Annotated in this window: 20 protein-coding genes; 7 read left to right on the plus strand and 13 right to left on the minus strand. The window is 60.2% G+C overall.

Annotated elements, in window-relative coordinates; genetic code table 11:
• Positions 1-4 precede the first annotated feature (4 nt).
• Positions 5-1,393, plus strand: coding sequence for an MFS transporter (locus ACQY1P_RS22145; protein ID WP_430255513.1), 1,389 nt, complete (start codon positions 5-7; stop codon positions 1,391-1,393).
• 17 nt (positions 1,394-1,410) lie between these two features.
• Here the strand turns inward: ACQY1P_RS22145 and purH are convergent, their stop codons facing one another.
• The 4 genes from purH to htpX form a co-directional block, all read right to left on the minus strand.
• Positions 1,411-3,027, minus strand: a complete 1,617-nt coding sequence (gene purH, locus ACQY1P_RS22150) for a bifunctional phosphoribosylaminoimidazolecarboxamide formyltransferase/IMP cyclohydrolase (protein WP_325265610.1) — start codon at positions 3,025-3,027, stop codon at positions 1,411-1,413.
• A gap of 96 nt (positions 3,028-3,123) precedes the next feature.
• The gene (locus tag ACQY1P_RS22155) at positions 3,124-4,797 is read right to left on the minus strand and encodes a heparinase II/III domain-containing protein (protein WP_325265652.1); all 1,674 of its coding nucleotides are present in this window, start codon (positions 4,795-4,797) and stop codon (positions 3,124-3,126) included.
• Positions 4,798-4,898: 101 nt separating this feature from the next.
• Positions 4,899-6,314 (minus strand): RsmB/NOP family class I SAM-dependent RNA methyltransferase, encoded by a 1,416-nt coding sequence (locus ACQY1P_RS22160; protein WP_430255515.1) that lies wholly within the window; start codon positions 6,312-6,314, stop codon positions 4,899-4,901.
• Positions 6,305-7,294: a zinc metalloprotease HtpX gene (gene htpX / locus ACQY1P_RS22165; RefSeq protein ID WP_113110011.1), complete on the minus strand. Its 990-nt coding sequence runs from the start codon at positions 7,292-7,294 to the stop codon at positions 6,305-6,307. The genes ACQY1P_RS22160 and htpX overlap by 10 nt, the downstream gene beginning before the upstream one ends.
• Before the next feature lie 112 nt (positions 7,295-7,406).
• Between htpX and ACQY1P_RS22170 the strand changes: the two genes are divergently transcribed.
• Both ACQY1P_RS22170 and ACQY1P_RS22175 read left to right on the plus strand, forming a co-directional pair.
• Positions 7,407-7,625, plus strand: a complete 219-nt coding sequence (locus ACQY1P_RS22170; RefSeq protein ID WP_325265612.1) for a DUF1674 domain-containing protein — start codon at positions 7,407-7,409, stop codon at positions 7,623-7,625.
• Between the two features lie 63 nt (positions 7,626-7,688).
• On the plus strand, positions 7,689-8,132 hold the full coding sequence (locus ACQY1P_RS22175; protein ID WP_430255517.1) for a thermonuclease family protein: 444 nt from the start codon (positions 7,689-7,691) through the stop codon (positions 8,130-8,132).
• A gap of 86 nt (positions 8,133-8,218) precedes the next feature.
• On the opposite strand, the gene acs is transcribed toward ACQY1P_RS22175, so the two are convergent.
• Positions 8,219-10,171 carry an acetate--CoA ligase gene (acs, locus tag ACQY1P_RS22180; protein ID WP_062577075.1) on the minus strand — a complete coding sequence of 651 codons (1,953 nt, stop codon included), beginning with the start codon at positions 10,169-10,171 and terminating at the stop codon, positions 8,219-8,221.
• Positions 10,172-10,354: 183 nt separating this feature from the next.
• Between acs and ACQY1P_RS22185 the strand changes: the two genes are divergently transcribed.
• Positions 10,355-11,077, plus strand: coding sequence for a DUF1013 domain-containing protein (locus tag ACQY1P_RS22185; protein ID WP_062462856.1), 723 nt, complete (start codon positions 10,355-10,357; stop codon positions 11,075-11,077).
• 80 nt (positions 11,078-11,157) lie between these two features.
• Here the strand turns inward: ACQY1P_RS22185 and ACQY1P_RS22190 are convergent, their stop codons facing one another.
• Both ACQY1P_RS22190 and ACQY1P_RS22195 read right to left on the minus strand, forming a co-directional pair.
• On the minus strand, positions 11,158-13,095 hold the full coding sequence (locus ACQY1P_RS22190; RefSeq protein WP_430255519.1) for a propionyl-CoA synthetase: 1,938 nt from the start codon (positions 13,093-13,095) through the stop codon (positions 11,158-11,160).
• Between the two features lie 88 nt (positions 13,096-13,183).
• Entirely contained in the window at positions 13,184-13,843 is a 660-nt protein-coding gene (locus ACQY1P_RS22195) for a YggS family pyridoxal phosphate-dependent enzyme (protein ID WP_430255521.1), read from the minus strand.
• A 179-nt stretch (positions 13,844-14,022) separates the two neighbouring features.
• Between ACQY1P_RS22195 and leuS the strand changes: the two genes are divergently transcribed.
• From leuS to holA, 3 genes are read left to right on the plus strand one after another with little or no spacing between them, the layout of a single operon-like run.
• Positions 14,023-16,659, plus strand: a complete 2,637-nt coding sequence (leuS, locus tag ACQY1P_RS22200) for a leucine--tRNA ligase (RefSeq protein ID WP_430255523.1) — start codon at positions 14,023-14,025, stop codon at positions 16,657-16,659.
• Positions 16,652-17,212 carry a hypothetical protein gene (locus ACQY1P_RS22205; protein ID WP_371816224.1) on the plus strand — a complete coding sequence of 187 codons (561 nt, stop codon included), beginning with the start codon at positions 16,652-16,654 and terminating at the stop codon, positions 17,210-17,212. The genes leuS and ACQY1P_RS22205 overlap by 8 nt, the downstream gene beginning before the upstream one ends.
• Positions 17,200-18,237, plus strand: a complete 1,038-nt coding sequence (gene holA / locus ACQY1P_RS22210; protein WP_430255525.1) for a DNA polymerase III subunit delta — start codon at positions 17,200-17,202, stop codon at positions 18,235-18,237. The genes ACQY1P_RS22205 and holA overlap by 13 nt, the downstream gene beginning before the upstream one ends.
• A gap of 18 nt (positions 18,238-18,255) precedes the next feature.
• On the opposite strand, the gene ACQY1P_RS22215 is transcribed toward holA, so the two are convergent.
• From ACQY1P_RS22215 to rho, 6 genes are all read right to left on the minus strand, one after another.
• Positions 18,256-19,137: a ParB/RepB/Spo0J family partition protein gene (locus ACQY1P_RS22215; protein ID WP_430255527.1), complete on the minus strand. Its 882-nt coding sequence runs from the start codon at positions 19,135-19,137 to the stop codon at positions 18,256-18,258.
• A gap of 37 nt (positions 19,138-19,174) precedes the next feature.
• Positions 19,175-19,966: a ParA family protein gene (locus tag ACQY1P_RS22220; protein ID WP_092665164.1), complete on the minus strand. Its 792-nt coding sequence runs from the start codon at positions 19,964-19,966 to the stop codon at positions 19,175-19,177.
• Positions 19,967-19,979: 13 nt separating this feature from the next.
• A complete protein-coding gene (gene rsmG, locus ACQY1P_RS22225; protein WP_184655569.1) occupies positions 19,980-20,597 on the minus strand; it encodes a 16S rRNA (guanine(527)-N(7))-methyltransferase RsmG in 618 nt (205 codons plus the stop codon).
• Positions 20,594-22,477, minus strand: coding sequence for a tRNA uridine-5-carboxymethylaminomethyl(34) synthesis enzyme MnmG (gene mnmG, locus ACQY1P_RS22230; RefSeq protein WP_430255529.1), 1,884 nt, complete (start codon positions 22,475-22,477; stop codon positions 20,594-20,596). The genes rsmG and mnmG overlap by 4 nt, the downstream gene beginning before the upstream one ends.
• Before the next feature lie 37 nt (positions 22,478-22,514).
• A complete protein-coding gene (mnmE, locus tag ACQY1P_RS22235; RefSeq protein ID WP_430255531.1) occupies positions 22,515-23,813 on the minus strand; it encodes a tRNA uridine-5-carboxymethylaminomethyl(34) synthesis GTPase MnmE in 1,299 nt (432 codons plus the stop codon).
• Positions 23,814-23,901: 88 nt separating this feature from the next.
• Positions 23,902-25,167 carry a transcription termination factor Rho gene (rho, locus tag ACQY1P_RS22240; protein ID WP_092665173.1) on the minus strand — a complete coding sequence of 422 codons (1,266 nt, stop codon included), beginning with the start codon at positions 25,165-25,167 and terminating at the stop codon, positions 23,902-23,904.
• Positions 25,168-25,223: the final 56 nt, after the last annotated feature.

The raw sequence follows: 25,223 nt of genomic DNA on the forward strand, positions 1-25,223 counted from the left end.
GAAGATGGCCGAGACAGGAATTGACGAGGCGCCGGCTAAACCAGGCCGGCGCGGCATTTGGGGCTGGATGCTGTTCGACTGGGCGGCACAGCCGTTCTTCACGGTTGTCATCACCTTCATCTTCGGCCCGTATTTCGTCGCGCGCCTCACCGACGACCCGATCTCCGCCCAGACCACCTGGAGCAACATGGCGACGGCATCCTCCGTCGTCATCGCCATCCTGTCTCCGATCCTGGGATCGATCGCCGATCAGTCGGGGGCCAGAAAGCCATGGATCGCAAGCTTTGCACTGATCAAGGTCGCAAGCCTCGTCATGCTCTGGCAGGCCGCCCCCGGCTCGCCACTCACCCTGCCGGTGACCTGCATCATCCTTGCCTCGATCGCGGCGGAGTTTTCCATCGTCTTCAACGATTCCATGATGCCGCGCCTCGTATCCAAGGCCGATATCGGCAAGGTTTCGAACATCGCCTGGGGTCTGGGTTATCTCGGCGGCATGACCGTGCTGATCGCGGTCGTCGCGCTGCTTGCCGCCAATCCGGAAACGGGTCTGACGCTCCTCGGCATTCCGCCGCTCTTCGGGCTTGATCCGGCGCTCGGCGAGGACGCGCGCATCACCGGCCCGATCGCGGCGATCTGGTATCTTCTATTCATCCTGCCGATGTTCTTCTTCACGCCGGACGCCCCGAAAGGCCTGCCTCTCGCAAAGGCCGTCGGCTCCGGCTTCCGCGAACTTGCAGGCACGCTGCGTGAACTTAAGCATCGCCCCGACATCGTCCGCTTCCTGATTGCCCGCATGCTCTATCAGGATGGCGTCAACGGCCTCATCATTCTCGGCGGCACGTTTGCGGCGGCCATGTTCGGCTGGGCGACCATCGAGATCGGCATCTACGGCATCATCCTGAATGTCGTGGCGATCTTTGGCTGCATTGCGGCCGGGCATCTCGACCGGGTGCTCGGATCAAAGACGGTGGTGGTCACAAGTCTTGTCCTGCTGCTGATCGCAACCGTCGGCATCGTTTCCACCAGCCCGGGCGAGGTCTTCTTCGGCCTGATGCCGCTTTCCATGGAGGATTCAGGCGGTATGTTCGGCACCGCGGCGGAAAAGGCCTATATCCTGTTCGGGCTTCTGATCGGTGCCGCCTTCGGCCCCGTCCAGGCCTCGTCGCGGTCATACCTTGCCCGCAGCATCGATGTGTCGGAGGCCGGCCGCTATTTCGGCATTTATGCGCTGTCTGGACGCGCCACGAGCTTTCTCGCCACGCTGTCGTTTTCCATCGTTACCTATGCAACGGGCTCTGCCCATCTCGGCATGGCGACGCTGACAGTCTTTCTCGGCACCGGCCTGATCCTGCTTCTGACCGTGCCCTATCCGGCCGACAGATCGGCCGGATAGAAGGTTCTCAACCTAGATTAGTGCCGGAAGTGACGCATGCCGGTAAACACCATCGCCACACCATGCTCGTCGGCGGCCGCAATCACTTCTGCATCGCGCATCGAGCCGCCGGGCTGGATGACCGCAGTTGCGCCGGCAGCGATCGCCGAAAGCAGACCGTCGGCAAACGGGAAGAAGGCTTCCGAAGCGACCGCTGACCCCTTGGTCATCGGCTCGGCCCAGCCCATCGCCTTTGCCGCATCTTCGGCCTTGAGACCAGCGATTCGGGCGGAATCGATCCGGCTCATCTGGCCGGCGCCGATGCCCGCCGTCTGGCCGTCCTTGGCATAGACGATGGCGTTGGACTTGACGTGCTTTGCCACCTTGTAGGCGAACTTCATGTCTTCAAGCTCGGTCGGCGTCGGTGCGCGCTTGGTCACGACCTTCAGATCGACATCCTCGATGACGCCGCTGTCGCGGCTCTGCACCAGCAGGCCACCGGCAACGGTCTTTGCCGTGATGCCGCGCGAACGCGGGTCCGGCAGGCCGCCGGTCACCAACAGGCGCAGGTTCTTCTTGGAAGCGATGATCGCCTTCGCCTCGTCGGAAACCTCGGGCGCAATGATCACTTCGGTAAACAGCTTGACGATCTCTTCCGCCGTCTCGGCATCGAGCAGCTGGTTGAGCGCGATGATGCCGCCGAAAGCTGATGTGCTGTCGCAGGCCAGCGCCCGCAGATAGGCGTCCTTCAGCGTCGAGCCGGTTGCGACGCCGCAGGGGTTGGCGTGCTTGATGATGGCACAAGCCGGTCCCTGATCGGCCGCAAATTCACCGATCAGCTCGAAGGCGCCATCGGTATCGTTGATGTTGTTGTAGGACAGCTGCTTACCCTGCAGCAGCACCGCCGTGGCAACGCCGGGGCGGTTCTCGCCAGTCACGTAGAAGCCGGCGCTCTGGTGCGGGTTCTCGCCGTAGCGCATGGCTTCCTTCAGCACGCCGCCGATCGTCCGATAGCTCGGCGTCTCGATCTCGAGCGCTTCGGCAAACCAGTTGGAGATCGCCGTGTCATAGGCTGCGGTGCGGGCATAGGCCTTGGCGGCAAGCTTCTGGCGAAACGCATAGTCCGTCTCGCCGCCATTGGCCTGCAGCGCCTCGATCAGGGCAGTGTAATCAGAGGGATCGGTGACGATCGTGACATAGGCATGGTTCTTGGCAGACGCACGGATCATCGCCGGGCCGCCGATATCGATATTCTCGACCGTCGTCGGATAGTCGCCGCCTGCCGCGCGCACTTCCTCGAACGGATAGAGGTTGATGACCGAAAGATCGATACTCTCGATGCCGTGTTTCTGCATCGCGGCGACATGCTCCTCGTCGTCGCGGATGGCGAGAAGGCCGCCATGCACGGTCGGATGCAGCGTCTTGACGCGACCGTCCATGATTTCAGGAAAACCCGTGACTTCGGAGACGTCGGTGACGGCAAGACCGGCGGCCGCGATCGCCTTGTGCGTGCCGCCGGTGGACAGAAGCTTTACACCCTGTTCGGTCAGCGCCTTGGCGAGCTCGATGATGCCGGCCTTGTCGGACACGGAAAGAAGCGCTGTGCGGATCTTGACGCGGTCGGGCGCTGGGATTTTCTTGGATGCGACGGCCATCGGTCTCTCCTGAAAGAGGGTGCCCCGAAAGGGCTAAAAGGGATTGGGCGCCGGTTAGCACAGCTACCCCTTCAGGGAAACCCTATTCCAACCAGGCTAGTCGGCGCGACGCAGCATCCAGCGGATTTCGGTCACCTCGGGCAGGATGAATTCGATCGCCAGCTGCTGGCTCGGGCGAGGGCCGGAAACATCCGCAAAGAAGATGTCCTCGTCGATCATGACATCGAGACCCGGCGCCGAAAACAGCCATTTCTCGCCGTCACTCGCCTGCATCACGACGCTTTCCGGGTCGCGCCGCACCAGCCGGATGGCCGGGTGGATGTGAAAGCGAACAACAGCCACCAGTCTCTCGTCTCCCGGCTCCTCGCCATCGGGCACGAACAGCCGGTCATGGCCCTTGATCTTGTTGCCGGTCGTGTTGAGGCCGATCTCGCGGTGGTAGAGATAGCCGAACTCCTTGAGATACCCGTCATGGGTCGCCCGCAGCCAGTCGTTGCCATGCGCATCGTCGCGTCGGTCGATCGTGACATCTGAGACGCCGGGAAGCAGGATGGGGCCGGCAAGCTTCGACTTGGCGATCCGGCTCGATGACGTCTCCGATAGGGTGAGCGTCGAATGCGCCGCCGTCGAGCGCGCCATCTTGCGGTGGCCGCGCCCGGAAAATTTCGGTGAGCCTGAGTTGACGATGAACCTGTTGCGGCCCGACGAGAGCTCGAAGGCAAGGCAACCGGCATGCGCCGTACGCGAGAATTCCGGCTCCGACCAGCCGGTATCGACGATCAGCGTCGTGTCCTCGGCCGTCAGCCGGTGATAGTTCATATGCGGCAGCGCCTTGAACGGCTTGCCACCGCTTTCGTCATACCGCAGCACCGACATCAGCTCGCTTGCCGGTGTCGCCGTCGCACCGTTGAACAGCGCCAGATCGCCATCCTGGTGGCGGAAGAAGCGCAGCGCAGGATAGATGCGGTCGATCGTCGGGATCAGCTTCTGCGGCAGATCGTGGCCAAGATTGATATAGGTCTGCCGCAGCGGCAGAAGGTCGAGCAGCGCATCGAGCATCGAGCGCGGATTGCGCGAGAGATGGCCGCCATCGGCCAGGATCTGAAATTCCAATTCACGATCGAGCCGCGCACCTTCGCGGCGGATGAAGGCCGCCCGTGTGGGCATGGAAACCGACGCCATGGCGAGCGCGATGCGGATGCGAAGCCGGGTCTCGTCGGCGGGAATGCAGCCGGCGATCTTGCGCAGGTAGCGCACCTGAAACGCCAGGCTCTTCATGAAGCGGCGGTAGAAGCCGGCCTCCGCGCCCTGGAGGAGGACGGTCGAGTGCGAGAGCCATGCGACCACCCGCTCGGCCACCACGCTCGGTTCCCAGCCGATGCCCTTCTGGCGGCGGCCATGCAGCGTGATCCAGTCCGCCACCACGTCACGGGCGTGGTCGCAGGCTTCTTCCGTCTTGTTGGCGCGAACATGCCGCAGCCAGGCAAACGAATGCAGCCGCTCGGCAAAGGCCTTGGACGGAAGCTCGACCTGGAACGGCGAATGACCGAAGGTTTCGAGAACGCGCCCGGCCAGCGGATAGCGCCCCTCGAGAATTTCCTCGGCAATGAACGGATCGATCGATCGCAGGTCGGTGGGCGCCACGATCAACCTGTCCGGCACCGGCAGCGGTGTCAGAGCAAGGCGCATGCCGGCGGACCGGCGACACATGCGTCGCCAGATCTCCCGCATGCCGAAGGCAAGAATCCTTCGGCGATCGGCAAGCCGCATCGTCACTTGAGATATTCTCCGCAGGGCCGGGTGCTCTCCCCGAGCGCCCGGAATCGATTATGGATCAACCGAAACTATGTAAGGTTATAGTGAATAAAGACTTACCTGACGCGAAGCACGCTCGCGAAGAAGCCATCCATGCCACCGGCAAAGGTCTCATCGCCCGGCAGCATGGCGGGCGTGGTGCGGAATTCACCGAGATCTGAAACCGCAGATTCCAGACCCGGCCAATCGCTCGGGCTGACCGGCTGGCGTTCCAGTGTCGGCGTATCCGCCAGAACCTTGGCCACCAGCTTTTCGCCCTCCAGCGGATCGAGCGAGCAGTTCGAAAACACGATGAGCCCGCCCGGTTTTACCAGTGTCACCGCATGCCGCAGCATGCGTTCCTGCAGCACGGCAAGCTTGCCGATATCCTCGGGTCCCTTGGTCCAGAGCACATCGGGATGGCGGCGGGTGGTGCCGGTGGACGAGCAGGGTGCATCGAGCAGCACGCCATCGAGCAACTCGTCCGGCTTGAATTCGAACAGATCGCCGCTCGAAAGCTCCGCTTCGAGACCGAGCCGTGCCAGGTTTTCCTTCAGCCGCGCCAGCCGGTTGGCGGATTGCTCGACGGCAATCACGTGCGCGCCGGCCACAACCAGCTGCGCCGTCTTGCCGCCGGGCGCCGCACAGAGATCCGCGATACGCTTGCCCGTGAGGTCACCGAACAACTGTGCCGGAATGGATGCGGCAACGTCCTGCACCCACCATTCACCGTCCTCGAAACCCTCGAGACCGGTCACGGATCCCTGGAAAGCCTGCAGGCGGATGCTGCCTGTTGGCAACAGCTTGCCGCCGAGCTTTTCGGCCCAGCCCTTGGCATCGCTCTTTACTGTCAGATCGATGGCGGCCGGCGTCAGCTGCGCTTCGGCAATCTTGTCGGCCTTGGTCTCGCCGTAGGCGGCAACCAGACGCTTGCGGAACCAATCCGGTACCGGCGACACCGAAGCGGTGGCCGCGAGGATCTCTTCCTTTTCGCGCACCATGCGGCGCAGAACGGCATTCACCAGCTTGGCAAAGCGACGGTTGCGAGGATCGCGATTGGCCTGCTCGACGGCCAAGTCGACCGCCGCATGCGAGGGGACGTCGAGATGGAGGATCTGCGCGGCCGCAACCACCAGAACATGATGCAGGGATTTTGCCCCGTGCGGCAGCGGCGTATCGATCATGGACGAAATCGCCGCTTCGAGCCGGGTCAGATGGCGAAGGGCGGTGGTCAGGATGGCGCGCGTCAGGGCCCGGTCAGCATCGCCCAATGCCTTGTAGGCCGGGTTGCCGTGGGACAGGTCGAGCATGCCATCGAGCGAAATCTTCTTGTCGATGGCCGCCGACAAAAGCTTGGCCGCTGTCACGCGGACTTCGAGCCCCGGCTTTGCCGGTCCGGCGTCTGGGCGAGGCCCTGGCGCATGGGATGTCGGGTTTTCCCGCGCGCCAGTTGATCTGGAAGGCCTGTTGTTTTTCTTGTCGTTCAAGACCATGGACCCTTGGGCGGTTCGTTCGAACTGCGGCCCCACCGGCTGTCGGAGCCGGAATTCGGAACGGAGCGCGCGCTTCGCTGCGGTCTAGCAGCCGAAGACTGCCCCGTCGAGCCACCGCCGCCGATGTCCCCCCGGAACTCACCAGCCATCTGCTGAAGTGCTGCGATCCGGTTGTCCGTATTCGGATGGGTCGAGAACAGGTTATCCATCCGCTCGCCCGAAAGCGGGTTGATGATGAACATATGCGCCGTCGCAGGGTTGCGCTCCGCCTCGTAATTCGGAACCTGCCGCGCCGTGCCGGCGATCTTGGAGAGTGCGGAAGCCAGCGCCAGCGGCTTGCCGCAGATCTCGGCGCCGCGACGGTCGGCCGAATATTCGCGCGTCCTGCTGATCGCCATCTGCACCAGCATTGCCGCAAAGGGCGCAACGACCATGGCAACAATCACGCCGATAAAACCGAACGGATTGCTGTTGTTTCCGCGATTTCCGCCGAACAGAAACGCAAAATTGCCCAGCATGGAAATCGCGCCGGCGAGCGTCGCTGTGATCGTCATGATCAGCGTGTCGCGGTTTTGCACATGCGCCAGCTCATGCGCCATGACACCGGCCACTTCGTCATGGGTCAGGCTTTGCAACAGACCGGTCGAAGCGGCAACGGCAGCATTTTCCGGATTGCGGCCGGTCGCAAACGCATTCGGCTGCGGGTTGTCGTAGATATAGACTTTCGGCATCGGCAGGCCCGCATTGGCAGCAAGTGACTGCACCATTAGGTAAAATTCCGGCGCCGAACGGGCATCGACCTCCTGCGCATGATAGGCAGACAGCACCATCTTGTCGGAGTTCCAGTAGGAAAACAGGTTCATGCCGGCCGCGATCACCAGCGCGATCATCATCCCGCCCTTGCCGCCGATCAGGAAGCCTATGCCCATGAACAACGCCGTCATGAAGGCCAGAAGCATGGCGGTGCGCATCACATTCATCGTCATATCTCCCGTTGCCAATTCAACCCGTGTAAGGGTTTTCGAAATCTTCAGAACGCCCTATAATGTGGTGAATTCGCTCAGACTTTCAATAAACCATCCGGTGAATGAAATGCAGACGCCCGACAACGACAACAGCGAAACGCAGATCGAGACCGCAGCCCCGAGCAAACCGCTCTCGCCGGCTGCCCAGCGCGCTCTGAAGGAAGCCGAGGAGCGCCGGCAGGCAGCAGCAAAGACGGACACTCCAGAAGAATTCGGCGGCCGCGGCGGCGCCGATCCCTCCCGGTTCGGCGACTGGGAAATCAACGGCCGCGCCATCGATTTTTAAGCTACCGAGCCGTAAGCAAATATTCCTATTGACTTCAGTCAATGATCGGAATTTATTCCTTTCATGGTCAGATATCTCGTGCTCATTGCTGTTCTCCTCGTAGCCCCTGCGGCTGAGGCGACAGCGCGCGAAGAAATCTCCGGACCGGTTGCTGCCGAGATCCTGCGGGTCATCGATGGCGATACGATCCTGGTCGAAGCGCGGCCTTGGCCGCAGCAGAGGGTGGAAGTCTATGTCCGCATCCGTGGCATCGATGCGCCGGAGCTGAAGTCGAAGTGCGGATCCGTCCGTCAAGCCGGTGGCAACGCGCGACAGGCGCTGGAGGCACTGACGCAGGCGTCCGGCACGATCCAGCTCGTCAATATTTCCGGAGACAAGTATTTTGGCCGCATCGTCGCTGACGTCGTCCTGCCAGATGGCCGCAGCGCCAGCTCGGACCTGCTTCTGGCAGGACTGGTTCAACCCTATGACGGCGGCCGCAAGATGGTGCCAGTGTGTGATGACTGAGCCTGTATTGGCCGCTTGGACTAATACGCAGATATTCGTTGAAATGCGTGGGATGCCATCGCTGACATCCCACGCGAGTTATCGGATCAATCCGACCTGTTCTGCCGGTTGGCGATCAGATCATCCACCACGCCTGGATCTGCGAGTGTCGACGTATCTCCCAGCGCCCCGAAATCGTCCTCGGCAATCTTTCGCAGAATGCGTCGCATGATCTTGCCGGATCGGGTCTTGGGCAGGCCGGGCGAGAACTGGATCTTGTCCGGTGCCGCGATCGGGCCGATTTCCTGGCGCACATGCTTGACCAGCTGCTGGCGAAGCTCCTCCGTCCCCTCGTTGCCGGCCATCAGCGTCACGTAGCAGTAGATGCCCTGACCCTTGATGTTGTGCGGGTAGCCGACCACGGCCGCCTCCGACACGAGATTGTGCGACACCAGCGCCGATTCCACTTCCGCCGTACCGAGACGGTGGCCGGAAACGTTGAGCACGTCGTCGACGCGGCCCGTGATCCAGTAATAGCCGTCCTCGTCACGCCGGCAGCCGTCGCCGGTAAAGTACTTGCCCTTGTAGGTGGTGAAATACGCCTCGACGAAACGGTCGTGATCGCCGTAAAGCGTGCGCATCTGGCCCGGCCAGCTGTCGATGATGCAGAGATTGCCGTCGGCAGCCCCTTCCAGCACATTGCCTTCGTTATCGACCAGCTGCGGCTGCACGCCGAAGAAGGGTTTTGTCGCCGAACCAGGCTTGAGCGCTGTGGCACCCGGCAGCGGCGTGATCATGTGGCCGCCGGTTTCCGTCTGCCACCAGGTATCGACGATCGGGCAGCGCTTGTTGCCGACCACTTCGTGATACCAGTTCCAGGCCTCCGGATTGATCGGCTCGCCCACCGTTCCGAGCAACCGCAGGCTGGCCCGCGACGACCGCGTCACGAACTCGTCGCCGGCGCCCATCAGCGAACGGATCGCTGTCGGCGCCGTATAAAAGATGTTTACCTTGTGCTTGTCGACGATTTCCCAGAACCGGCCCTGATCGGGGAAATTCGGCACGCCTTCGAACATCAGCGTTGTCGCGCAGTTCGCCAGCGGCCCGTAGACGAGATACGAATGCCCGGTCACCCAGCCCACATCGGCCGTGCACCAGTAGATATCCCCGTCATGGTAATCGAACGTGTATTCATGCGTCATCGCCGCATAAACCAGATAGCCGCCGGTCGTGTGCAGAACGCCTTTCGGCTTGCCGGTGGAACCTGACGTGTAGAGGATGAACAGCGGATCTTCCGCCTTCATCTTCACCGGTTCGCAATGCTCTTTGACGGTGGCGATTTCCTGGTGATACCAGAGGTCGCGACCGGGCGCCCAGTTCGTCTTGCCGCCGGTGCGGCGGACAACCAGAACCTTGTTGACCGTGACATACTGCTTGGCCGCGATGCGGATAGCGGTATCGGTATTTTCCTTGAGCGGCACCGGTTTGCCGCCGCGCACGCCCTCGTCACAGGTGATCACGAATGTCGACTGGCAGTCGATGATGCGGCCGGCCAGCGCTTCCGGCGAAAATCCGCCGAACACGACGGAATGCACCGCGCCGATGCGGGCGCAGGCCAGCATCGCATAGGCTGCCTCCGGGATCATCGGCATGTAGATCGTGACACGGTCGCCCTTCTTGACGCCGTGCTTCTTCAGCACGTTCGCCATGCGGCAGACCTGATCGTAGAGCTGGTTGTAGGTGATCTTCTTGTCGATATACGGGTTGTCGCCTTCCCAGATGATCGCAGTGCGCTCGCCATGCGTCTTCAGGTGTCGATCGATGCAATTATAGGAAACGTTGGTCTGGCCGTCCTCGAACCACTTGATCGAGACCTTGCCCTTGAACGACGTGTTTTTCACCTTGGTGAAAGGCTTGAACCAGTCGATCCGCTTGCCATGCTTGCCCCAGAACTTGTCCGGGTTTTCGATGCTTTCCTCATACCACTTGTCATACTTGTCCTTGTCGATGAGCGCCTTTGCCTTGGTGGCTTTCTCGACCGGATAAATTTTTTCGGACATGTGCTCCTCCCTGCTTTGACCCATATCTAACACTTGGAACATGGGCCGCAATTAGACAAAGGGTAAGGTGCTGGACGATTTGCAATTCCGACGCAAATCGAATATAGGGCAATAAATTCCCGGAAATTGTGGTTGATACCCACGCCCGCGACACCGGCGCGGACGGACAGAGGAACTATATCTATGGCTCAAACACTGCTCATGCCGAAAGCGACAGCCGTCTGGCTCGTCGACAACACCGCGCTTTCGTTCGACCAGATCGCCCAGTTCTGCAAACTTCACCCGCTTGAGGTGAAGGCGATTGCAGACGGCGAAGCAGCGCAGGGTATCAAGGGCCTGGACCCGATCGCCACCGGCCAGCTGTCGCGCGACGAGATCGAGCGCGCTGAAAAAGACATCAACTACAAGCTCAAGCTTTCCGAGCCGAAGGTTCGCGTTCCCGAATCCAAGCGCCGCGGCCCGCGTTACACGCCGGTCTCCAAGCGCCAGGATCGCCCCAACGCCATTCTCTGGCTGGTGCGCAATCACGCAGAACTGAAGGACGCGCAGATTTCGCGCCTCGTCGGCACCACCAAGTCGACCATCGAACAGATCCGCGAGCGCACCCACTGGAACGCCGCAAACCTGGCGCCGATGGACCCGGTCACGCTCGGCCTTTGCAGCCAGATCGATCTCGACCTTGAAGTCGAGAAGGCCTCGAAGGGTCGCCCGCTGCCCACCGCTGCCGAACTCGGTGCATCCCTGCAGCCGGCTGCAGAAGCCGAAAACATCGGCTTCGGCGGTTTCCGCAGCGAACGCGAAGAAGAGAAGGAAAAGGAAATCGATGCGAACGCCGTGTTCGCCAAGCTTTCCTCCCTCAAGTCGACCCGCAAGGACGACGACGAAGAAGACGACGGCCGCTTCTAAGCCGCGATCTTCGAGATACGATTTTACGAAAGCCCTGGGCCACAGCCCGGGGCTTTTTATTTGGGCGCTCAGTCGCCAGCCTAGGTGTCGCCTGTGCGCGATACAGCCCGCATGCCCCCTCCATAGCCTTTCGCGGTGAGCGCGGCTGTCACCGCATCCAGTGCGCCCGGATCCTCGATCGTTGCCGGCATGGTCCAGGGCATCCCGTCCGCGATCTTCTGCATCGTTCCCCGCAGGATTTTGCCCGAGCGTGTCTTCGGCAGTTTCGGTACGATCATGACCGTCTTGAACGCGGCGACCGGGCCGATCTGCGAGCGCACCATTTCTGCGACTTCCGACGAGATCTTCTCCGTTTCCCGTGAAACATTGTGCTTCAGGACAAGGAAGCCGCAGGGGATCTGCCCTTTCACCGTATCGCTGATGCCGATCACGGCGCATTCCGCCACATCAGGATGTTTCGCACAGACCTCTTCCATCGAGCCGGTCGAAAGGCGATGCCCGGCGCAGTTGATGATGTCGTCGGTGCGCGCCATCACGAAGACATAGCCGTCCTCGTCGATCACGCCTGCATCTGCGGTCGTATAGTACCCAGGGAAGGTGCTGAGACAGGTCTCGCGGAAACGCTCATCTGCGCTCCAGAAGGTCGGCAGGCATCCGGGCGGCAGCGGCAGCCGGATGGCGAGGTTGCCGAGCGTCCCCGCCGGCACCGGCAGTCCGGAATCATCAAGAACATCGATGGCGTAGCCGGGCATCGGTCGTGTGGGAGATCCGTGCTTGAACGGCATCAGCCCCAGCCCCATCGGATTGGCAGCAATCGGCCAGCCGGTCTCGGTCTGCCACCAGTGGTCTATCACAGGCACTTTCAGCTTCTGTTCCGCCCATTTCAGCGTTTCCGGATCCGCCCTTTCGCCGGCCAGAAAAAGAGCACGCAGCCCCTTGAGATCGTAATGCGCCATGAGCTCGCCGTCCGGGTCTTCCCGACGGATAGCGCGGAACGCCGTTGGCGCCGTGAAGAAGACCTTGACGTCATGGTCGGCGATGACGCGCCAGAAGGTCCCTGCATCCGGTGTTCCGACGGGCTTTCCCTCGAAGATGACGCTGGTATTGCCGGCAAGCAGCGGCGCGTAGACGATATAGGAGTGACCGACCACCCAGCCGATATCGGACGCGGTCCAGAACACCTCGCCCGGCTTGATCCCAAAAATATTCGGCATACTCCAGGCGAGCGCCACCATGTAACCGCCGTTGTCGCGCACCACGCCCTTTGGCTGTCCCGTCGTACCGGATGTGTAGAGAATGTAGAGCGGATCGGTAGCCTTGACCGCCACGCATTCGATATCCCGGCCAAGCGCGTTGCCGACCAGATCGGCAAAGTCGAGTTCGCCCTTTTCGGGCCTGAGCTGCGCTATGAGTTCCGGCCGCTGCACGATGAGGCAATGCTCGGGCTTCACGGTTGCGAGGTCGATTGCCTTGTCGAGCAACGGCTTGTAGGCGACGACCCGGCCAGGCTCCAGTCCGCAGCTCGCCGAGATGACCAGTTTTGCCTGGCTATCATTCAGCCGTGCTGCGAGTTCCTGTGCCGCGAAACCGCCGAACACCACGGAATGCACAGCACCGATCCGCGCGCAGGCGAGCATAGAGAAGATCGCTTCCGGCACCATCGGCATGTAGATAACGACCCGGTCGCCGTAACCGACGCCGAGATCGCGCATGACAGTTGCAATCGCCTTCACCTCCGCCAGAACCTCGGAATAGGTGAAGGACCGTTGCGCACCGGTCATCGCGCTGTCGTGGATAAAGGCGAGCCGATCGCCGTTGCCTGCTGCGACATGGCGGTCGAGGCAATTGTAGCAGGTGTTGGTTTCACCCCCCACGAACCACCGACCATAGACACCGGCATTGGCATCAAAGACCGCGTCCGGTTCTTTGAACCAGTCGATCGCCTCTGACGCGGACTTCCAGAAGGCCTCTGGGTTGTTTTCCCAGCTGCTGTAAACGTCGAAATATTGGCTTTGCATCTGTACCTCCCAACACAACCGCATAGCCTGATCGGGCGAGTGTAGGGGAGGGACGATCGGGCGGGAAGCCCGACCAACGGGTTAGACCTCAGCGTGCGCCGAAGATTGCCGAACCGACGCGGACGCTGGTGGCGCCAAATTCCACCGCCGTCTCGAAATCGCCGGACATGCCCATGGAAAGTTTTTCCACGCCGCATTCTTTGGCAAGCTTTGCCAGAAGCGCGAAATGCGGTCCCGGATTTTCATCCGCCGGCGGAATGCACATCAGCCCTTCGACGGCGAGCCCCAGTTCGTTTCGGCAAAGCGCGACGAACGCCACCGTCTCTTTCGGCTCGATGCCTGCCTTTTGCGGTTCGAGTCCGGTATTCACCTGCACATAGAGCTTCGGCGACTTGCGCTGCTTGGCCATTTCCGCCGCCAGCGCTCGTGCAATCTTCTCGCGGTCCACCGTCTCGATCACATCGAACAGAGCCACCGCATCACCGGCCTTGTTGGATTGCAGCGGGCCGATCAGATGCAGCACAATATCAGGCGTTTCCGCCTTCAGCTCCGGCCACTTTCCCTGGCTTTCCTGTACCCGGTTTTCGCCGAACACCCTCTGGCCCGACGCGATCACCGGCCGGATGTCACCGGCATCGAATGTCTTGGAGACAGCGACGAGCGAGACAGAGCCCGCGGAGCGATTGGCCGTCTCTTCCGCCTTGCCGATCCTTGTCCTGACTTCCTGGAGCCGTTCTTCGACGCTCATTGTCCGTCACCTTTCGCTATTCTTGTGATGCAAGCGATTAAAGCCCATATGAGGCTCTGCCAAGGGCATGTCCCATCAAAGTTTGGCACGTGTCAGGCCTCAAAAACTTGACGCTTGCGGCCATTCATGGTGAAGGTCTGCCCGACTCCTATATCCTGATTTCCCGGAATATCATCCAGATGGCGACTGAACGTTACAACCCGCGCGATGCCGAGCCCCGTTGGCAGCAGACCTGGAACGAGGCGAAGGTTTTCGAAACCGACAATGCCGATCCGCGGGAAAAGTATTACGTCCTCGAGATGTTCCCCTATCCATCCGGCCGCATTCACATGGGCCACGTGCGCAATTATGCGATGGGTGACGTTGTCGCCCGCTACAAGCGCGCCCGCGGCTTCAACGTTCTGCACCCGATGGGCTGGGACGCGTTCGGCATGCCGGCCGAAAACGCCGCGCGTGACAACAAGACCCACCCGAAGGCCTGGACCTACCAGAACATCGAATCCATGAAAAAGCAGCTGAAGGCGATGGGCCTTTCGCTGGACTGGTCGCGCGAGTTCGCCACCTGCGACGTGGAATATTACCAGCAGCAGCAGCACCTCTTCCTCGACATGATGGAAAAGGGCCTGGTCTATCGCAAGCAATCCAAGGTCAACTGGGATCCGGTCGACCAGACGGTTCTGGCTAACGAGCAGGTGATCGACGGTCGCGGCTGGCGTTCGGGCGCTCTGGTTGAGCAGCGCGAGCTCGTGCAGTGGTTCTTCAAGATCACCGATTTCAGTCAGGATCTGCTTGACGAGCTGGATAACCTGGACCAGTGGCCTGAAAAGGTCCGCCTGATGCAGAAAAACTGGATCGGCCGCTCTGAAGGCATGAGCCTGCGCTGGGAAATCGTCACGGACACCGCACCTGTCGGCGTCGACAAGGACGTGACGGTCTATACGACCCGTCCCGATACGCTGTTCGGCGCATCGTTCCTGGCCATCGCTGCAGACCATCCGCTGGCGAAGGCCGCGGCTGCGAACAACCCTGAGATCGAAGCCTTCGCCGAGGAATGCCGGCGTCAGGGCACGTCCCTTGCTGCGCTGGAAACGGCCGAGAAAAAGGGCATCGACACCGGCGTCCGCGTCAAGCATCCGCTCGATCCCTCGTGGGAACTGCCGGTCTATGTCGCGAACTTCGTGCTGATGGAATACGGCACGGGCGCAATCTTCGGCTGCCCGGCCGGCGACCAGCGCGACCTGGATTTTGCCCGCAAATACAATCTTCCAGTCGTTGCCGTGGTGATGCCCAGGGATGGTGATGCCGCCACGTTTGAGATCGGCGATACCGCTTTCGTCGACGACGGCGTGATGATCAATTCCCGCTTCCTGGACGGCAAGTCCACGGACGAAGCGTTTCAGATCATTGCCGATAGGCTGTCCGAACAGACGCTCGGCAATGCACCGCAGGGCGAGCGCAAGGTGAACTTCCGCCTGCGCGACTGGGGCATTTCCCGCCAGCGCTACTGGGGTTGCCCGATCCCGGTCATCCATTGCGAAGTCTGCGGCGTCGTGCCGGTGCCGAAGAAGGACCTGCCGGTGCAGTTGCCCGACGACGTCACCTTCGACCTGCCGGGCAACCCGCTCGACCGCCACCCGACCTGGCGCCATGTCAGCTGCCCGAAATGCGGCCACGATGCCCGTCGCGAGACGGACACGATGGATACGTTTGTCGATTCCAGCTGGTATTTCACGCGCTTCACAGCCCCTTGGCTGAACGAGCCGACAAACCCGGCCGTTGCCGATCACTGGCTGCCGGTCGATCAGTATATCGGCGGCATTGAGCACGCGATCCTGCATCTGCTCTATTCGCGCTTCTTCACCCGTGCCATGCGCGAGACCGGCCACGTGGCCGTGAAGGAACCGTTCAAGGGCCTGTTCACGCAAGGCATGGTCGTGCACGAAACCTACCGTCTCGGCGAGTCCGGCCAGAACGGTGAATGGGTCGCTCCCGCCGATATCCGTATCGAGGAAGTCGACGGCAAGCGTACCGCGACGCTGCTGACAAGCGGCGCCGACGTCACCATCGGCTCGATCGAAAAAATGTCGAAGTCGAAAAAGAATGTCGTCGATCCCGATGACATCATCGCATCCTACGGCGCCGATACGGCCCGCTTCTTCGTTCTGTCCGATAGCCCGCCGGATCGCGATGTGATCTGGTCGGAAGCTGGTGTCGAAGGTGCCTACCGCTTTACCCAGCGCCTGTGGCGCCTGATTTCTGAAGCCGCCGAAAACCTCAAAATGGTCGATCCGACTCCGGCTAAGGATGGCGATGGACTGGCAATCTCGCAGCTGGCCCACAAGACGCTGCAGGCCGTTCAGGGCGATCTCGACAAGCTGTCCTTCAACAAGGCCGTGGCCCGCATCTACGAACTGGTCAACGCGCTTGCAGCGCCGCTGACCGATGTTGCCGCCGGCAAGGGCGACGCCGCCTACCGTGCCGCTGTTCGCAACGCCTCGGAAATCCTGATCCAGATCGTCGCGCCAATGACGCCGCATCTGGCCGAGGAATGCTGGGCCGTGCTCGGCAATGGCGAGATGGTATCAACAACTGCATGGCCACAGTTCGACCAGGCTCTCGTCGTCGAAAACGACGTTACGATGCCGGTCCAGATCAACGGCAAGAAGCGCGCCGAATTGACAATCGCGCGCGACGCGGATCAAACTGCCGTCGAGGCTGCAGCCCTCGCACTCGACGTGGTAAAAGCCGCTCTCGGTGGCAAGCCACCGAAGAAGATCATCGTCGTCCCACAGAGGATCGTGAACATTGTTGCCTGATCGTTCATTCCGCCGCTTTGGCATCGCACTTGGCATCGCCGGCCTTGCCCTTCTGGCGGGATGCCAGGCACGGCCTCTCTATTCCGAACAGGAAGGCACCGGTCAGAAGCTCGCATCCGTGGAGTTTGCGGATCCGAAGACCCGTATCGAGCAGGTGATCCGCAACAATCTCGTCTTCCTCACCGGTCATGGTGCAGGCGAGACGGCGCATCCGCTCTACGAAGTGAAAATGACGGCCACGAGCTCCGCCTCGAGCATTCTCGACCTTACCAGCGACGATGACACCGTGTCTGTCAGCAACATCCCTGTTGCCGGCCGCGTTCAGGTGGATGTCACCTATACGCTGACCCGTATCAGCGACAGCAAGATCCTGAAATCGGCCAAGCGCGAAGTCGTCGCCTTGATCGATGTCCCGGGACAGAGCTTTGCAAAACTGCGGGCAATCCGCGACGCTGAAAACCGTGCTGCCCGCGAGACGGCCGAGTTCCTGCGTGGTGAGATCGCCATTGCCCTTGCCCGCGAGCCCCAGTCGCCTCCCGTATGGCAGAAATAAAATCCCACGAGTTCGACCGGTTTCTTGACAAGTCGGTCGGCCTCTACAAGATCTTCGTAATCTATGGGCCCGATCGCGGGCTCGTTTCCGAGCGGGCTGCGCAGATCGCGGCCAAGACCGGTGTCGCGCAGGACGACCCATTCGCGATGCTCAAGCTGGATGTATCCGATCTCCAGGGAGATCCCGGCCGTCTCCTTGATGAGGTCAACTCACTCGGCCTTTTCGGAGGCGCCAAATTGGTCTGGCTCCGTGGCGCAATGAACGAGAAGCCGCTGCTGGATGCCATGCAGGCGCTCGCCAAGGATGAGCCTCCCGCCAATATCTTAATCATCGAGGCTGGTGACCTGAAGAAGGGCAGCGGCCTTCGCAAGGTGGTGGAGCCGGTCCGCTCCATCGCCGTCATTCCCTGCTATGCGGACGATGCACGCGCGCTTGCCGGCCTGATCGATACCGAACTGTCGGCCGAAGGCCTCACCATCAGCGGCGCTGCCCGCCAGCGCCTGATGGAGCTTCTCGGCGGCGATCGAATCGCATCCCGCAACGAGGTGAAGAAGCTTGCGCTCTATTGTCGCGGTGCGGGGACTATTAGCGAAGATCACGTCGATGAAATCATCGGCGATGCTAGCAGCGTCTCCGCGGACGAGGCCGTCGACGCCATTCTCTCCGGAGACGTGGCGTCTCTTCAGCGCGCTTTTCAGAAGGTGTTGGTATCCAAGACGCCGATCTTTCTGATCCTGCAATCCTGCCTCAGACAGTTCCAGTTGCTGGATGTGATGCGGGCGGAAATGGACGACAAGAAGCTGCAGGCCGCACAGGTCATGATGACTCTCGGTCGGCATATCCACTTCAAGCGCAAGCCGATTATCGAAAAGGCGCTGCGATCCTGGACCGCACCGGCACTTGCCCGGGAAACCGAGCGCCTGCAGGCAGCCGTCCTTCAGTCCCGGCAAAGACAAAGTCTCGAGCCCAGCATCGCCTTCCACAGCCTGATGGCAATCGCGATACAGTCGTCGCGATATCGCTGATGACGATCTGGGAAGGCGCTAACCTCGCCGCTCCAGCAACCGGCAAACCTCTTCAAGCTGCTCGAGATTGCGGTAGTTGATCCGAACCTGACCGTTGCCCCCTCGGTGATTGATCTTCACATCCAATCCGAGAGCATCGGTCAACGTGCGCTCCAAGGCTAGCGTATCAGAATCCTTTTCAACCGACTTGGTTTCAAGCTGGGGCATGCCCTGGGACTTGATATCGTTTTGCGCAAGCCGCTCTGCATCGCGCACCGACATGCCTTTGGAAACGATCGTGCGCGCGAGGGACGAGGGATCGGACGTGGTGATCAAGGCACGCGCGTGACCAGCTGAAAGGCTTCCGGCAGACAGCATGTCGCGAACCGGGTCCGGCAATTTCAGAAGGCGAAGGCTGTTTGCGACGTGACTGCGGCTCTTGCCGATGATTTCACCCAGATCGTTCTGGGTATAGCCATGTTCGGCAATCAACTGCTCGTAACCGAGCGCCTCTTCGAGCGGATTGAGGTCGGACCGCTGAACGTTTTCAACGATTGCGATTTCAAGTGCAGTCCGATCGTCTACGTCGCGGACGATGACCGGGATCTCAGTCAGTCCCGCCAGTTGCGCTGCGCGCCACCGGCGCTCACCGGCAATGATCTCAAGGCGACCGTCGACCGTCCGAACAACGACCGGCTGGACAATGCCATGCTGCCTGATCGAGCTGGCGAGATCCTGCAGCTCGGCCTCATCGAAATGGCGCCTGGGGTTTTTCGGACTGCGCGAAACATGCTCGATCGGCACCATGCGGTCCGGATTGACGTTTTTCGCAGGTGTATTGACCTGCACAGGTTGATCCATCTCACCGATAAGCGCAGCAAGCCCGCGGCCCAGCCGCCTTTTCGAGGGATCTTCGTTCATCCTGTCACCTGTTATTTCGTGTAATCAAAGAAGGGTTTCAAGCCGCCTTGCGCCGACGTTCCCGCTGGATCACCTCGGAGGCGAGCTGAAGGTAGGCCTGGCTCCCAGCGCATTTGAGATCGTAAAGAATAGCCGGCTTACCATATGAAGGCGCTTCGGATACCCGAACGTTTCGCGGAATCAGCGTGTGGTACACCTTATCACCGAGATATGTCCTGACGTCGCTGACGACCTGTTGGGCCAGATTGTTGCGCGCATCGAACATCGTCAGAACGATACCCTGGATATCGAGCAGAGGATTGACCGTCCGGCGGACCTGGTCAACCGTTTCGAGGAGCTGGCTCAAACCCTCGAGCGCAAAGAACTCGCACTGCAGAGGTACGAGCACCGAATGCGCTGCGGCCATCGCATTCATCGTCAGCAGATTGAAAGAGGGTGGGCAGTCGACGAGGATATAAGAGTATGCACGCGCGACATCAGTATCCAGCGCCCGCTTTAACCGGAAAGCGCGGTCCGTGGCCTGCGAAATTTCCATCTCGAAACCGAGAAGATCCATGGTGGAGGGAACGATGGACAGGTTCGGAACAGCAGTCGGAACGGCAGTTTCGCCAATATCGCTTTCACCCATCAGCACGTCATAAGACGAATGAACGCGATCCTTGCGGTTAATACCGAGGCCAGTGCTGGCGTTTCCCTGAGGATCAAGGTCGATGATGAGGACGTTTTCGCCGATTGCGGCGAGCGCCGTTGCCAGGTTGATCGCTGTCGTCGTCTTACCGACGCCGCCTTTTTGATTAGCGATGGTAATAATACGGTTCTTTTCGAACATATCGCACCTGACTTTACGGGTCCTTGCGTCGGAGGTTGCTGATCTCAAGAATAACCGAGTCCTGCTCGACAACGCTTTGGTGTTCTAGCAGATCGAAATCCCAGCGACTACGGGCTTCGCTGACTTCACGGCGATAATCCCGGCCTTTGTGGAAGAAGCCTCTGGCTTCCGTCTCGACCATCCAATCGGAGGAATAGGATAGAAGTTGGTCAAGATCAGCCAGAGCGCGAGCGGAAACGCGCTGGCATTCAGGCAACTCATGTGCCGCCTGCTCGATCCGGAGAGGGTGAACCGAACCCCGAGCTCCGGTTTCGTTTAGAGCGACGCGGAGGAAAGCAGCCTTTTTATGGTTGCTTTCGACCAAGTGAACCCAACCATCTTCAAGCTCGGCGAGGAAAATCGAGGTCACGATTCCTGGAAAGCCACCGCCCGAGCCAAGATCGATCCATTTTGATGGCCCCGGGGATAGTTGAAAGATTTGCGCACTATCAGCGATATGGCGCTGCCAAATCTCGTTCAGGGTCGAGGGAGCGACAAGGTTGATTGTTTTCGCCCACTTGGAGAAGAGCGTAGCAAAATGCTCAAGCCTCTCCTGCGTTTCACGTGAAACACTTCTGCCGTTTAACATCATGCCGAGACTCGTTTTACGCGATCCGCGACCGCGGCTTCCTTTTTCACAAGCGCGAGAATGAGCGCCAACGCTGCGGGCGTCATACCGTCAACTTTTGCGGCCTGCGCCATATTACTGGGCTGATGCTTCGCGAGCTTTATGCGTAGCTCGTTTGAGAGACCGGGCACTGTAGAATAATCGAAGGACAGAGGGATGGTTTTTGACTCATCGCGGATCGTTGAGCCAATATCTGCAGCTTGTCTGTTCATGTAGACAGAGTAAGAGGACTCGATCTCGAGAGCTTCTGCTACCTTCGCATTGACCCCATGGAGTTCCTCCCAGACACCGGCCAGCCCAGCCATCGATTGGTTGGGGTAGGCGAGCAGCTCGTACGCCGTACGCCGCTGGCCGTCCTGGTTGAGGGACAATCCGTGGGCTGCACCCTGTTTAGGCGTTACCGAGAGCGATTTTAGCATCGCACGGGCTTCGTCGACTGCTCTGGAGTAGGCCGCGAACTTGGCTGCACGATCGGCGCCCACGCAACCCAGTTCAATACCCTTCTGAGTGAGCCTGATATCGGCATTGTCGGCCCGTAGCGAAAGGCGGTATTCGGCACGTGATGTGAACATGCGATAAGGTTCCGTCACGCCCTTCGACGTGAGGTCATCGACCATGACACCGATATAGGATTCGGCACGACTGAACGGCTCCGGCTGGCCTCCCGAAGCCGTCATCGCTGCTGAAAGGCCGGCGACCATTCCTTGCGCGGCAGCTTCCTCGTAACCCGTGGTGCCGTTGATCTGGCCAGCCAGGAACAGCCCCGGCAATTTCTTGACTTCCAGCGTGGGTGTCAATTCCCGCGGATCAACATAGTCATACTCGATCGCATAGCCGGGCTGAATAATCTCGACCTGCTCAAGGCCCGGGATAGTGCGGATGAAAGCTTCCTGGACTGATGCGGGCAGGGACGTGGATATTCCGTTTGGGTAAACAGTTGGATCATCAAGCCCTTCGGGCTCTAGGAAGATCTGGTGCCCGTCACGCTCACCGAACCGCACGATCTTGTCTTCGATCGACGGACAATAACGCGGGCCCACGCCCTCGATCTGGCCGGAATACATTGCGGACAGGTGGATGTTGTCGGAGATGATCCGATGGGTCGCCTCGTTCGTGCGGGTCACTCCACAGCTGATCTGCGGCGTTACGATTTTATCGGTCATGAACGAGAACGGAACTGGCTGCTCATCGGCTTCCTGCTTGTCAAGCTGGTCCCAAGCGATGGTCCGCCCATCAAGCCGTGCCGGTGTGCCGGTTTTCAGGCGCCCCAGGGCAACGCCAAGTCCAAGAAGCGTCGCTGATAGCCCGAGCGATGGTTCCTCACCCACCCGACCGGCCGGTATCTTTTCCTGCCCGATATGAATAAGCCCGCGCAGGAACGTACCGGTCGTGAGTACAGCCGTTCCGCATCCGAATCGACGGCCATCCCTCATGATGACAGCTGACACTCGACCAGTGTCCGTGATGAGGTCGAATGCGTCACCCTCGATGACAGTGAGGCTCAGGTGATTGAAGATTTCCTTCTGCATCGCTTCACGGTAAAGGCGCCGGTCGGCCTGCGTACGGGGACCACGAACGGCGGGACCCTTTTTCCGGTTGAGCAAACGGAACTGGATTCCAGAAACGTCTGCGACGCGGCCCATCAGACCGTCAAGCGCATCGACCTCGCGCACGAGGTGACCTTTGCCCAGCCCGCCGATCGCGGGATTGCAGGACATGACACCAATCGTTTCACGTTTGTGGGTGATTAAGGCCGTCCTGGCGCCCATCCGCGCCGCAGCGCTCGCGGCCTCGCAACCGGCATGACCACCACCAATTACGATGACATCGAAATTTTGGTCCATATTCATTGTCCCACGTCAGCCGAGTGTTTCACGTGAATCATTTTCCGATACAGAACTGCGAGAAGATAACATCCAGCAACTGCTCGACATCGACGCGGCCCGTAATGCGCCCCAAGGCGGATGCGGCTGCTCGAAGGCTTTCGGCTCTCAAGTCAAGTTCCGTGCCGTTTAACGCCTCTGCGATAAAATTGGAAGCATCTTTCAGTGCGTCGACTTGCCGAGCTCTGTTCGGAACCAGCGAACCGGTCCACAGCGCTGTGATCTTTCGGAGGATGGTCTCCCTGAGGAGCTCGAGCCCGTCGCCAGTTTTTGTTGAGATGCAAAGGTCGAAGTCGTCCGAAGGTGCGTGCGCATCCAGCTTCGTTCCGACAGTCAGGACGTTAGTCTGACTGAACTCATGGTTTTGTAACGCCGGCGAACCGATCTCGTTGAGAGCGAGGATCATGTCGGCTTGCTCGATCGCAACACGGGCCCGACGGATCCCTTCGACTTCAACAATGTCGTCGCTTTCCCGCAGGCCAGCCGTATCGAAGAAACGGACGAGATAACCCGACATGTCGAGATCGACATGCAGGATATCCCGGGTCGTTCCTGCACGTTCCGTCACAATCGCCACATCCCGGTTCGCAAGCGCGTTCAAAAGGCTGCTTTTGCCCGCGTTCGGAGGTCCGGCGATGACGATCTTGTAGCCATCCCGGATGATCTCGCCAGACTTTGCGGTTTCCAGATGCTGGAGAAGTTCCAGATAAATCTGTCCCACCTCGCTCCAGACCCGCTCCGATACGGAACCCGGCACGTCGTCCTCGTCAGCGAAATCCATCTCGGCCTCGATCAGAGCACGCGACCGCGTCAGACGCTCAGCCCAGTCGATATAGAGCGCTGACTGGCCGCCAAAGCTTTGCTCGACCGCTAGACGGCGCTGCATTTCCGTTTCGGCAGAGATGAGATCCGCAAGACCTTCAATCTCGACGAGATCCAACCTGCCGTTCTCAAACGCTCGCCTTGAAAACTCTCCCGCCTCGGCCAACCTAAGTCCGTCGATTTGCTCGAGCTCTAGGATGAGAGCTGCAACAACGGCGCGGCTGCCATGCACATGCAGTTCGACGCAGTCTTCTCCCGTAAACGAGTTTGGCCCCGGGAAGCCGACCACCAGTCCCTGATCGATGATCGCGCCGTTTCGGCCGCGAATCGTTCTGAGCGATGCTTTACGGTCCGTCGCTAAACGACCAGCAAGCGTCTCAGCCGCAGTGAAGGCTTGGCTGCCGCTTAGCCTGATAACGGCGAGACCTGCGGGCAGTGCTCCGCTCGAAAGGGCAAAGATCGTATCAGGGTTCATGATGCGGCTTTCGGACTGTGTCCCAGAAACTCGAAAGCGCCCGTCTTTACGACGGGCGCCTCTCGGTAGCAGTGAATCCGGCTAAGGATCAGGTGTTCATCGAGTCGAAGAAGTCGCTGTTGCTCTTGGTCTGCTTCAGCTTGTCGATCAAAAACTCGATTGCATCCGTCGTTCCCATCGGCGCGAGAATTCGACGGAGAACAAAGATCTTCTGCAGGTCCTGGCGCTGGACGAGAAGGTCTTCCTTGCGCGTGCCGGATTTCAGAATATCCATGGCTGGGAAGATGCGCTTGTCGGCAACCTTTCGGTCGAGCACGATTTCCGAGTTGCCGGTCCCCTTGAACTCTTCGAAGATGACTTCGTCCATACGGCTGCCCGTATCGATCAGCGCCGTAGCGATGATGGTCAGCGATCCGCCTTCTTCGATGTTACGAGCGGCACCGAAGAAGCGCTTCGGGCGCTGCAGGGCGTTGGCGTCCACACCACCGGTCAGAACCTTGCCGGATGACGGAACGACCGTGTTGTAGGCGCGGCCAAGACGGGTGATGGAGTCGAGCAGAATGACGACATCGCGGCCATGTTCGACCAGACGTTTCGCCTTCTCGATGACCATTTCAGCCACCTGAACGTGGCGGATGGCGGGTTCGTCGAAGGTCGAGGAAACAACTTCGCCCTTCACCGAGCGCTGCATGTCCGTCACTTCTTCCGGCCGCTCGTCGATCAGGAGAACGATGAGATAGCACTCGGGGTGGTTAGCCGTGATCGAATGCGCGATGTTCTGTAAGAGAACGGTCTTACCCGTGCGCGGCGGCGCGACGATCAGGCCGCGCTGGCCCTTGCCGAGCGGTGCGACGAGATCGATCACGCGCGCCGAATTGTCCTTCGACGTCGGGACGTCGAGTTCCATCTTGAAGCGCTCATTCGGGTAGAGCGGTGTCAGATTGTCGAAATGCACCTTGTGGCGGATTTTTTCCGGGTCGTCGAAGTTGATCGTGTTGACCTTCAGCAGCGCGAAATAGCGCTCGCCTTCCTTCGGCCCGCGGATCGGTCCCTCGACGGTGTCGCCGGTCTTCAGCGAAAAGCGGCGGATCTGCGAGGGAGAGATGTAGATATCATCCGGGCCAGGCAGGTAATTGGCGTTGGCCGAACGGAGAAATCCGAAGCCATCCTGCAGAACTTCAACGACACCTTCGCCGATGATCTCGACATCCTGGCTGGCCAGAATCTTGAGAATCGCAAACATCAATTCCTGCTTGCGCATGGTGCTGGCGTTTTCCACCTCCAGCGATTCGGCGAATGTCAGCAAATCGGTCGGCGATTTGCTCTTGAGTTCTTGAAGCTTCATTTCAGCCATGAAGAGGGGACCATATTCAGAATTTTTTGGGGAAACAGGCGTGTCGGTGAAATTCG

This window comes from Neorhizobium sp. DAR64872/K0K18 (assembly GCF_050500175.1).
GTDB classification, from domain to species: domain Bacteria; phylum Pseudomonadota; class Alphaproteobacteria; order Rhizobiales; family Rhizobiaceae; genus Neorhizobium; species Neorhizobium soli.